Here is a 9290-nt window from a genome sequence, read left to right as displayed (position 1 = left end):
AAATAGCTCCACGACGCGCCGTTGGCGTTGGTCTGGGCGGCGACGCGGCCCAGCGTGTCGTAGCGGTTGCTGACGAAGGCGTTGCCGGGTCGCGTCGGATAGAAGATCTCGCTCAGCAGGCCGCCCGGCGCCGGCCCCCCGGGTGGCGTGTAGGCGAGGGTCGTGGTGAAGCCCAACGCATCGACCACCGAGGCGAGGCTGCCGCTGGCGTCGTAGGCGTAGGCAACGCTGCGGCCGGTGTTGTCGCTGACCGACGCGAGCTGCCTGGCGCCATTGTAGGCGAGTGTCAGGGTGCGGCCGAGGCCGTTGCTGACCGAGACCGGAAGCGGCGGGGTCGAGGCATCGTAGGCGATGGTCGCGGTCACGCCCGATGGCACGACCCAGGTCGAGAGGGTGCCGTTGGCGTCGAAGGTGAGCGTCGTGGCATCCTTGTACTTCAGGATGTAGGCATTGCCGTCGAGGCCGAGCCGGCTGGACGAGCCCGGCTGCGGGTTGTAGCTGCCGTCGGCCAGCTTGACGAACTGCTCGCCCTGCGCCGCCATCGTCACGTTGACCGTGTTGCCGATCAGCCGGTCCATCATCCAGCGCTGCACCAGCGCGGCGATCAGCGTCTTGTCGAACGGCTTGGCGGGGTCGCTGAGCAGGTCCTGGGCGACGTAGAGCGCCGCGATCGCCGCCGCGCCGTCGATCGGCGAATCCTGGCCCAGCCCCTTGAAGCCGTCACTGTCGGCCAGCGCGGTAATCGAAAGATTGTGCGACCAGCCAGGCCCAAGCGGGCCCCTGGTATAGAGGTTGTTCGAGTTGTACGACCGGCGGAACGTCAGCCCGATGGGGAAGTCGGCCGAGCCCAGCGACAGGTCCTCGCGATCGTAGAGGAACGCGCCCGACGACAGGTCAATCGGATCGTAGCTGTACACCTGGGGGATCGGAGCGATAGGCGGGCTGTAGACGCTCACGTCCTGAACCGTCGTGTCGAGGGGCACGTTGACCGTGGTGAAGCCGCCCTTGAGGTTGGAGGAGATGAGATACTGGATTTCGGAGGCCAGCGGCGAAATTGCGACGTAGCCCGCGCCCGTCCATATCCCCTCGGTGAGATCGCCGTGCCGTGGCAGGATCACGCGGAAGCTCCGGCCGACGATGTAGCTTTCGATCATGGCGATGTCGTCGGGTGAATAGCCGATGAGTTGCGGCTTGACGCTCGTCGTCCAGTTGGACGGCGTGGCGTCGTAGACGACGTCGCCCTGGGAATTGGCGATGTCGAGCAGCTTGACCGTCGAGACGGCGCCGACCCCGCTTCCGGCGAAGTTCTGCTCGAGCGTGCCCCATTCAAGCGCGCTGCCCGCGCCGGCATGCGTGAAGAACGCCGTATCGCGACGGTTCTGGTCGTTGGTCAGGCTGGATGTCGCGACGTAGGCTCCGGGAATGTCGATGTAGGGTCCGCCGACCTGCGCCACGACGCCGACGGCGCAGTGCGTCACCAGCTTGGACTGGACGAGGAGGTCGGTGACGGCGTTGCTGGCCGAGAGCTGTGCCAGCCAGGCATAGCCGATCATGTTCAAGGCCTCGCCGAGCACGGCCTCGGAACCGTCGGCGTTGCCAGCTGCCCGGTTGGCCTGGAGCTGGCGGCGATGGAACTCGACCATCCCGCGCCCGCTGACGTCCCAGCCGGCGACAATCGCGTAGGTATATCCGGCCACCGCCTTCACGACATTCTGGAACGTCGTGATGCTGGTATAGCCGCTCGGGCAGCCCGGGCCTGTGGGGCCGGTCGTCTCGAAGCAGAACGGGAAGTCCACGGCGTACGATATCGTGGCCACCCCGGCACCGCCGGTGCCCTGGGCGATGCCGTCGAGATAGAGCGTCGGCTGGTTGCCGCCGTCGTAGACGACCGACAGCCGGTGGCCGTAGATCTCGTCGCCGAAGTAGGTCTTGTCGATGGTCCCGATCTGAATTCGCAGCGTGGTGCGCTGCTCGTTGGGAATTTCCGGCGAGATGTCCGGCGTGCCGACCTGATTGGGCAGGCTCGTCCGCAGGGAATAGCCTTGTTGCAAGGGCTTGATGTAGGTACCGCCGATGATGTCGCGCGTCGTCGCTGTGGGATTGTTGGCGCGAATGTGGGCGACGAGGCTGTTCGCGTAGCCCTGGAGCGCGCTCGCCGTGTTGGCCTTGTTGAGATTCTGGATCGAAAGCCCGAGCACGATGGTCGCGTCAGACTTGGCGGAGGTGAGGAAGCTCGCCGGGTTGTAGCCCATGACCGAGGCCAGATTGGCCAGCCCGGCGGACCGTTCGTATTTCTTGAAGCTCGGGTCGAGCGCATATGTCGTCGACCCCAGCGAGCCGCCGGTCACCAGCACCCAGACATGGGGGACATTGATCCCCACGAGGGGAGAAACGCAGTCCGGCGGTTCGGGCAGGGTGAAGCCGCCGCGTGTGAGCAACTTGTACAGCGGGCAGGCGTTGTCCACCACGACACCGTAGAAGTTGACGACATCGGCTGCCGTGAGGCTCATGGAACCAACGGCGTAGCTCGCCGTGTAACCCGACTCCCGGAGCAGAGCGACGAGAAGGGCCGATTGATCGAAATCGTTGCCGTTGCCGCTGAGCAGGGTGCCGAGCGCCCCCTTCTTGAGGCCCCAGGTCGGGCTGTAGTCGATGTTGGTGTAGACGTATTCGAAGATCAGGTTGACGTCGTACTTGAGGGCGCGCGCCAGTTCGGGGATGGAGCCGGGCGCCGTGACCCCAGGCTGGGCGACCAGGGTCGGGCTGCCCGCCGACGCGCCGCTGCCGAGGAGTGGCGAGGCAAGGCAGGCCGCGAGCACGATGCGAAGCACGGACATCGACAGACGCCACCAGGCGAACATGGGCGTGCTCCTATCGTTGCTGCGGAACGGCTCCGGGACCCGAAGGGGGCGTGACCCGCTGCGCCGGCAGCGGCGGCACGGTCTCGATCTTCTGCCGCTCCATCTCGGCCCGACGCCGCGCCAGGAAGGCGGCCCGCTCGTCCGGCGTATCCGGCCTGATCTCGAGGCGCTGGATGCCGGGCGGCAAGTTCGGCTTGGCCTCAGGTGACGGCGAGGCGGCCGGTGGGCGCGGGCTGTCGGCCGGTTGGGCGGCTGCTTCGGCGGTGCCAAGAAAGAACAGCAGCCCCAGGGCGAGGAGCGCCTCGACCGCCTTCATGTGTTACCCCACCGTGCATTGTTCCAGTTGAAGCAGCCCCACACGCCGGTGCTGCTGGCGCTGGTCACCAGAATCTTCTGCGAAGTCCGGTTGCCGTTGGGATCGTAGGTGTAGGCGATGCAAACGCCGGTGTCGTAGCTCGCCGTGGCGATGCGGCCGAGCGCGTCGTAGGTGTAGACGACGGAGCCGTTGACGGCGAATGCCCCCGTCGACGCCAGCCCGCCGATGGCGGCGGCTGCCGCGAGCAGCAAGGCGAGCACTAGGGTTCTGCGCAGGTTAGGCCTCGGCATGACATCACCTCCCGAAATGGAGTCCGCTCACCAGCCGCGGCGGGCGATGAATTTGTATTGCCAGTTGGCTGGGGTCAGCGTGACGCTTGCAGCGCTGCCCTTGTTCGACGTGACATAGGGCGTAGGGGAGGCGGCAAAGAAGGTCACCGCGGTCCGGTTGGCCGTCAGCGCCAGCGGCAGGGTGAAGCTGCCGTAGTTGCCGATCAGGCTGGCCGCATGCAGCGTATCGCCGATGGCGTAAGTATGCTCCGGGGTGATGTTCACGATGATGAAGTCGTAGAAGTTTGGTTTCACACCGATACTGTGCCCCGTGCCCACCCAGTTTCCGCCGGCCACCAAAGGCCCCGTGAAGATGCCTTCGTACTGCCCATTGTAGGCGTAGGCCGTGGTGCTGGTGACTGTGCTGGCGCCGGTTACCACCTCGCCGACGAAGACGACGTCTGAACGCGGGGCCAGCGAGCCGTTGCCGAGATAGCCTTTCATCTCGCCGATGTTGAACGTGAACTGGCCATTCTGGATCGCGGGCGTCCCGCCCGCCTGGTAGATCGGCTCGCGAATGGTCGAGAGGGCAGCCAGGGCGCCATTGGCGGCGACGGTCACGTAAAGATAGTTCGTGGTGTTCGCGGTGAGCCCGCTCCAGGTGAGGTTGCTGGTGCTGAACCCGACGAGGTCCCTCTGCCGTCCGGTCGTCGGATCGTTGCCGTTGGCGGTCGTTACCGTCAGCGGCGTGGTGGCGCTCAATCCGACGGAGGTCACCGCGAGCGAGGCCGACGTTGCGGGCAGGAAGCTCGGCAGGCCGGTCGTCGTCACCGGCCCCGATGTCACGATCTGGCGAACCGCCGAGGTGGCGCCCAGGATGTTGATGCAGGCCAGCAGGTGACTGAAGTTCCCCATCACCTGGGTAGCGTCGGCGAGCGTGCCGTTCGTCAAGGTGTTCGGCAAGGCTCCGCAGTTGTCCGCGCGTGCTGGGCCGATCGTGAGCAACACCCCGAAGAACAGCGCAAACATCGTCCTGATCATGTCGACCCCCATTCGAACGGGTTGAAGCGCGTGCCAACCGAGACTGCGCCCGCAAGACGCTCCGCCCCGCGCGCACCAGACGTCCATTCATACGGGCGGAATCGGATTGCGCCCGGAAGAGTTCATGCAAGCAGTGAGGGTTCCGGTACTCCACTCGGCGCCCGCTTTCAATACAACTGAGAGGTGCATAAGATATGCAAAAATGATCTGCAACCAAATGGGCTCCTTTGGCGTTTGTGACCCCCGCAGGTTGCACCGTGCCGGCGCGCCGTAGAACCTGGCGTGGCTGGCGTCCGCGCCCGCAAGGCGATATCGTCCTTTGTCCGGAGGATGCGGATGCAGCCCGAGGCGCAGCCGGCGGCGAGGCCAGGAGTATGCCGCGCGGCGATCTGGAGGCAGGCGCAATCCTGGCGGGCGTCAGGCCGGCCGGGTAACGCCCATCACCCGCCGTCAGCGAGGAGGACGCCGAGCCTCTCGGCACCGGGACACCGCGCGTTGTCGGGGTGGCGCGGCGTGGCCGAGGACGCCTTGGGAAGATTGGCGCTCACGTACGCCGCTCGGCAGCGAGCTGCCGTCGCCGGATCGCCTGCGCGAACCACAGGGCGAGCGCCGGCAGCACGACCGCAGCGGTCCAGAACACCGGCGTTGCGCCCCAGCGGTCGACGACGGGGGCGGCGAGCGGCACGCCGATCGCCTGGCCGATGAACAGGCAAAGGGCGAACAGCGCCATGCCGGCACCGCGCGCCTGCGGCGCCATCTGCGTGCCGTGCACCTGCAGCGTGTTGTGCAGCATGTAGAACGACACGCCCGACACGACGATGGCGGCGAACTCGAATTCGGCCGACGGCGCCAGGGCCATGCCGGCGAAAGCGACGCCGAGGCCGATGCCGCCCCACTGGCAGAGGCCGCGCTCGCCGAGCAGGCGCACGAGCTGCGGCGCCACCATGACGTAGAGGAAGCCGCCGGCGCCGAACGCCGCGACGGCGAGTCCCACGGCGGCGAAGCCCAGGCCGAAGCGGTGGTGCAGGTCGGCGCCGACGAAGGTGAAGGCGCCCCAGAACATGCCGCCTTCCAGCGCCACGATCAGGATCACCGTGACGGCCCAGCGCCGGCGCAGCACGGCCAGCATCTGGCTCAGCATCGAGCCGGCGGCCTGCGGCCCGCGCCGGGCGATGGCGGGGCGCGCGATCATGACCGCGAGCAGCGCGCTGCCGGCGGCGATGTAGATTGCCGCCAGCACCCAGAACACGGCGCGCCAGCCCAGCCAGTCGCCGATCGCGCCGCCCAGCGCCGCGCCGGTCATCAGGCCGAGCGTCTGGCCGGTGAGGAAGCGCGCCAGGGTCGCCTGGCGGCGCTCGTAGCTCACGTTGTCGCCCACCCAGGCGATGGCGAGCGGGATGATCGCCGAGCTGGTGACGCCGGTCAGGAAGCGCGCCAGCGTGAGCAGGCCGAGCGAGGTGGCGAAGGCGGCGAGCCCGCAGCACAGCGCGGCGGCGATGCAGGCCAGCGCCACCACCGGCATCTTGCCGTAGCGATCGCCGAACGGGCCATGCACCAGCACGAACACGCCGTTGGCGAACAGGAAGGCCGTGGCCGCGATCGAGGCCTCGCCGACCGTGACGGCGAAGGCGCCGGCGAGCTGGACGAGCAGGGGATCGACGACGCGCATGCTGGCGGCCGAGGCGAAGGCCGCCACGGAGAGCAGGACGATGGCGAGGGTCGGAGAAGCGGGGGTGGGGGAGGGCGCGACCGCAGGAGCGGGTGGGGAGGCAGGCGGGGACTCGGGCCGCGAACCGGCGGCGGGTACTGACATTGGCCGCGGACTTAGCGGCTCGCGCTCCCAAAAGAAAGACCTGTCGGGGTCGCAGCGATGACCTATCGTGTCACGATGGAAGAGATCAGTGCGCTCCTCGCCGATCCGGCCGCCTGGGCCGCCCTCGCGACCCTGGTGGTCATGGAAGTCGTCCTCGGCATCGACAACCTGATCTTCATCTCCATCCTCACCAACAAGCTGCCGGAGCATCAGCGCTCGCGCACGCGCCGGATCGGCATCGGCCTTGCCGTCATCCTGCGGCTCGGCCTGCTCGGCACCGTCGCCTGGGTCGCCCAGCTTACTCAGCCGCTGTTCACCCTGTTCAATCACGAATTCTCCTGGCGCGACCTGATCCTGATCGCCGGCGGCCTGTTCCTGATCTGGAAGGCGACGGACGAGATCCATCACAACGTCACGGAGGAGCACGCCGAGGAGGTGGCGGCGAGCGGCGTTGCGGGCATGACGATGGCGAGCGCGATCGGCCAGATCCTGGTGCTCGACCTCGTGTTCTCCCTCGACAGCATCATCACCGCCGTCGGCATGACCAACGACATCCCGATCATGGTGGCGGCGGTGGTGGTCGCGGTCGGCCTGATGCTGCTGGCGGCCGATCCGCTGGCGCGCTTCATCGGCGACAACCCCACCATCGTCATGCTGGCGCTGGGCTTCCTGCTGATGATCGGCGGCACCCTGCTGGCCGAGGGCTTCGGCGTGCACGTGCCCAAGGGCTACATCTATGCGGCCATGGCCTTCTCCGCGCTGGTCGAAGGCCTCAACATGCTGGCGCGGCGCCGGCGCAGGGCGAGGTAACGCAGGAGAGTGGCGATCGCCGTGCGGCCCGGCGCCGCCGCCCGTGCAATCAAGTGCACGCGCCCTGGCTCACTCCTGCAGCCAGTGGCGCGCTGCACGATTGACGATACGCGCGGATCTTCTATGCAGGTGTCATGCTGCTGGAGAAAGACCGAGGCGAGAGTCAGTGCGCCGCTGGAGCCGCCCGTGCAATCAATTGCACACGGGTGCCTCCGGTTTGCGGGCCCGACCGCAAGAACGCGGCGCGAACGCAAAGAGCGCCGGCGATCGGCCACTTGCGGTCGGCCAACCCCTTGATTCCAAAGGGTCCGAACGCACCGAACGCACCGAACGCAAAAATGCAGGGTGATTCTTTTCATCGTCCTCCCCAGCGAAGCTGGGGAGGTGCCCCGTCATACGGGGCGGAGGGGTCAGGAGTCACAGTCACGCTGCCCATGACCCCTCCGTCGCCGCAAGACGGCGACACCTCCCCACCGATGACGGTAGGGAGGACGATGAGTGAAGGCGCACCGCTGTTCTGCGCTGCGCCGGACCTGCAAGGGCGCTAAGCTCGCGTCATGAAGCTTGCCAATCGAGTTGCCATCGTCACCGGCGCGGCGTCGGGAATCGGCGCCGCGACGGCGCGGCTGTTCGCCGCCGAGGGCGCGCGGCTTGCGCTGGTCGACCAGGACAGGGAAGGGCTGGGCCAGGTCGCCGCCGACATCGAGGCGGCCGGCGGCAGCGCGCTCACCATCGCCGCCGACGTCAGCCGCGATGCCGAGGCGCGCGCCGGCGTGGCCCGGGTGATGGAGACCTGGGGCCGCATCGACGTGCTGCTGACCGCCGCCGGCCTGTCGACCGGCGGCACCGTCGATGCGATCGAGGAGGCGGCGTGGGACCGCACCTTCGCGGTCAACGTCAAGGGCACCTGGCTCTGGATTCACTACGCCATCCAGCCGATGATCGCGGCGCGCGCCGGCGCCATCGTCACCATCGGCTCGCAGCTCGCCCAATCCAGCCCGGGCAAGAACGCCGCCTACATCGCCTCCAAGGGCGCGATCGCCTCGCTGACCAAGACCATGGCGGTCGACCACGCCTCGCAGGGCATCCGGGTGAACGCGCTGATGCCCGGCGTGATCGACACGCCGATGCCGGCCAACTCGTTGAAGCGCTACGCCGATCCCGACGCCATGCGCGCCTTCTGGAAGCAGCGCCATCCGATGGGCCGCATCGGCCAGCCCGAGGAGGTGGCGCGCGCCGCGCTGTTCCTGGCGAGCGACGACTCGTCCTTCGTCACCGGCACGCTGCTGTTCGTCGACGGCGGCTGGACGGCGCACTGATGACGAGGAAGCTCTCCGCCGAGCAGGTCGCGGGCTACGCGCGCGACGGCTATGTCAGCCCGATCGATGCCTTCTCGCCCGCCCAGGCGCGCGCCTGGCGCGACAGGCTCGAAGCCTTCGAGCGCGCCGAGGGCCAGAAGATGACCCGCGGCCACAACTTCAAGCCGCACCTCCTGTTCCCGTGGGTCGACGAGATCGTCCATTCGCCCGCGGTGCTGGACGCGGTCGAGGACCTGATCGGACCGGACATCCGCCTGTTCCATCTCACCGTGTGGCCGAAGGATGCCGGCTCGGGCGCGCATGTCAGCTGGCACCAGGACGCGACCTATTTCGCGCTCGAGCCGGCCTGCCACGTCACCGCCTGGGTGGCGCTCACCGATGCGCCGGTCGAGGCCGGCTGCATGGAGGTCGTGCCGGGCTCGCACAAGCTCGGCCAGCTCAAGCATGCCGAGATGCAGGACCCCGACAACCTGCTGTCGCGCGGCCAGACTCTCGCCGTCGACGTCGATCGCCGGCGCACCGTGCACATGCCGGTCCGGGCCGGGCAGTTCTCGCTGCACCACACGCACCTGGTGCACAATTCCGGGCCCAACCGCTCGCACGACCGGCGGATCGGCCTCGGCATCAGCTACATCCCGACCCATGCAAGCTGCACGGCGCGGCGCCGCGTCACCGCCATGCTGGTGCGCGGCACGGACAGCTACGGCCATTTCGACGACGAGCGCCGGCCGATCGCGGAAGCGGGACCCGACGAACGCGCCTTCCATGCCGCGGCCGTCGCCCGCTTCCGCGGCATGAACGCCGACGTGTCGGGCGATGTCACGGTATGAAATTTCCCTCCCCAGCAGAGCTGGCGAGGAG

General features: G+C 67.9%; 8 protein-coding genes. 3 read left to right on the top strand and 5 right to left on the bottom strand.

Annotation, left to right across the window (positions count from 1 at the left end; genetic code table 11):
• From ACILR9_RS33485 to ACILR9_RS33465, 5 genes are all read right to left on the bottom strand, one after another.
• Positions 1-2861: DUF6531 domain-containing protein (locus ACILR9_RS33485; RefSeq protein ID WP_395714331.1), on the bottom strand; the 2861-nt coding region annotated here is incomplete at its 3' end.
• A 10-nt stretch (positions 2862-2871) separates the two neighbouring features.
• Complete coding sequence (locus ACILR9_RS33480) at positions 2872-3177, bottom strand: hypothetical protein (protein WP_395714330.1); 306 nt, start codon at positions 3175-3177, stop codon at positions 2872-2874.
• A complete protein-coding gene (locus ACILR9_RS33475) occupies positions 3174-3467 on the bottom strand; it encodes a hypothetical protein (RefSeq protein ID WP_395714329.1) in 294 nt (97 codons plus the stop codon). The genes ACILR9_RS33480 and ACILR9_RS33475 overlap by 4 nt, the downstream gene beginning before the upstream one ends.
• A 27-nt stretch (positions 3468-3494) precedes the next feature.
• Positions 3495-4487 carry a hypothetical protein gene (locus ACILR9_RS33470; protein WP_395714328.1) on the bottom strand — a complete coding sequence of 331 codons (993 nt, stop codon included), beginning with the start codon at positions 4485-4487 and terminating at the stop codon, positions 3495-3497.
• A gap of 544 nt (positions 4488-5031) precedes the next feature.
• Positions 5032-6183, bottom strand: a complete 1152-nt coding sequence (locus tag ACILR9_RS33465; RefSeq protein ID WP_395714327.1) for an MFS transporter — start codon at positions 6181-6183, stop codon at positions 5032-5034.
• A 192-nt stretch (positions 6184-6375) separates the two neighbouring features.
• Between ACILR9_RS33465 and ACILR9_RS33460 the strand changes: the two genes are divergently transcribed.
• The 3 genes from ACILR9_RS33460 to ACILR9_RS33450 all read left to right on the top strand — a co-directional run bounded on the left by ACILR9_RS33460 (position 6376) and on the right by ACILR9_RS33450 (position 9259).
• A complete protein-coding gene (locus tag ACILR9_RS33460; protein WP_395714332.1) occupies positions 6376-7110 on the top strand; it encodes a TerC family protein in 735 nt (244 codons plus the stop codon).
• A 557-nt stretch (positions 7111-7667) separates the two neighbouring features.
• Positions 7668-8429 carry an SDR family oxidoreductase gene (locus ACILR9_RS33455; protein ID WP_395714326.1) on the top strand — a complete coding sequence of 254 codons (762 nt, stop codon included), beginning with the start codon at positions 7668-7670 and terminating at the stop codon, positions 8427-8429.
• Positions 8429-9259: a phytanoyl-CoA dioxygenase family protein gene (locus tag ACILR9_RS33450; protein WP_395714325.1), complete on the top strand. Its 831-nt coding sequence runs from the start codon at positions 8429-8431 to the stop codon at positions 9257-9259. The genes ACILR9_RS33455 and ACILR9_RS33450 overlap by 1 nt, the downstream gene beginning before the upstream one ends.
• Positions 9260-9290 lie beyond the last annotated feature (31 nt).

It is taken from the genome of Reyranella sp., assembly GCF_044224635.1.
GTDB lineage: Bacteria > Pseudomonadota > Alphaproteobacteria > Reyranellales > Reyranellaceae > Reyranella.
This window is presented reverse-complemented; position numbering and strand designations above follow the sequence as displayed.

Bases quoted from the DNA above. Each gene is read 5' to 3' on its own strand.
- ACILR9_RS33480 (WP_395714330.1), bottom strand. From the start codon at position 3,177: ATGAAGGCGGTCGAGGCGCTCCTCGCCCTGGGGCTGCTGTTCTTTCTT.
- ACILR9_RS33475 (WP_395714329.1), bottom strand. From the start codon at position 3,467: ATGCCGAGGCCTAACCTGCGCAGAACCCTAGTGCTCGCCTTGCTGCTC.
- ACILR9_RS33470 (WP_395714328.1), bottom strand. From the start codon at position 4,487: ATGATCAGGACGATGTTTGCGCTGTTCTTCGGGGTGTTGCTCACGATC.
- ACILR9_RS33460 (WP_395714332.1), top strand. From the start codon at position 6,376: ATGGAAGAGATCAGTGCGCTCCTCGCCGATCCGGCCGCCTGGGCCGCC.
- ACILR9_RS33455 (WP_395714326.1), top strand. From the start codon at position 7,668: ATGAAGCTTGCCAATCGAGTTGCCATCGTCACCGGCGCGGCGTCGGGA.
- ACILR9_RS33450 (WP_395714325.1), top strand. From the start codon at position 8,429: ATGACGAGGAAGCTCTCCGCCGAGCAGGTCGCGGGCTACGCGCGCGAC.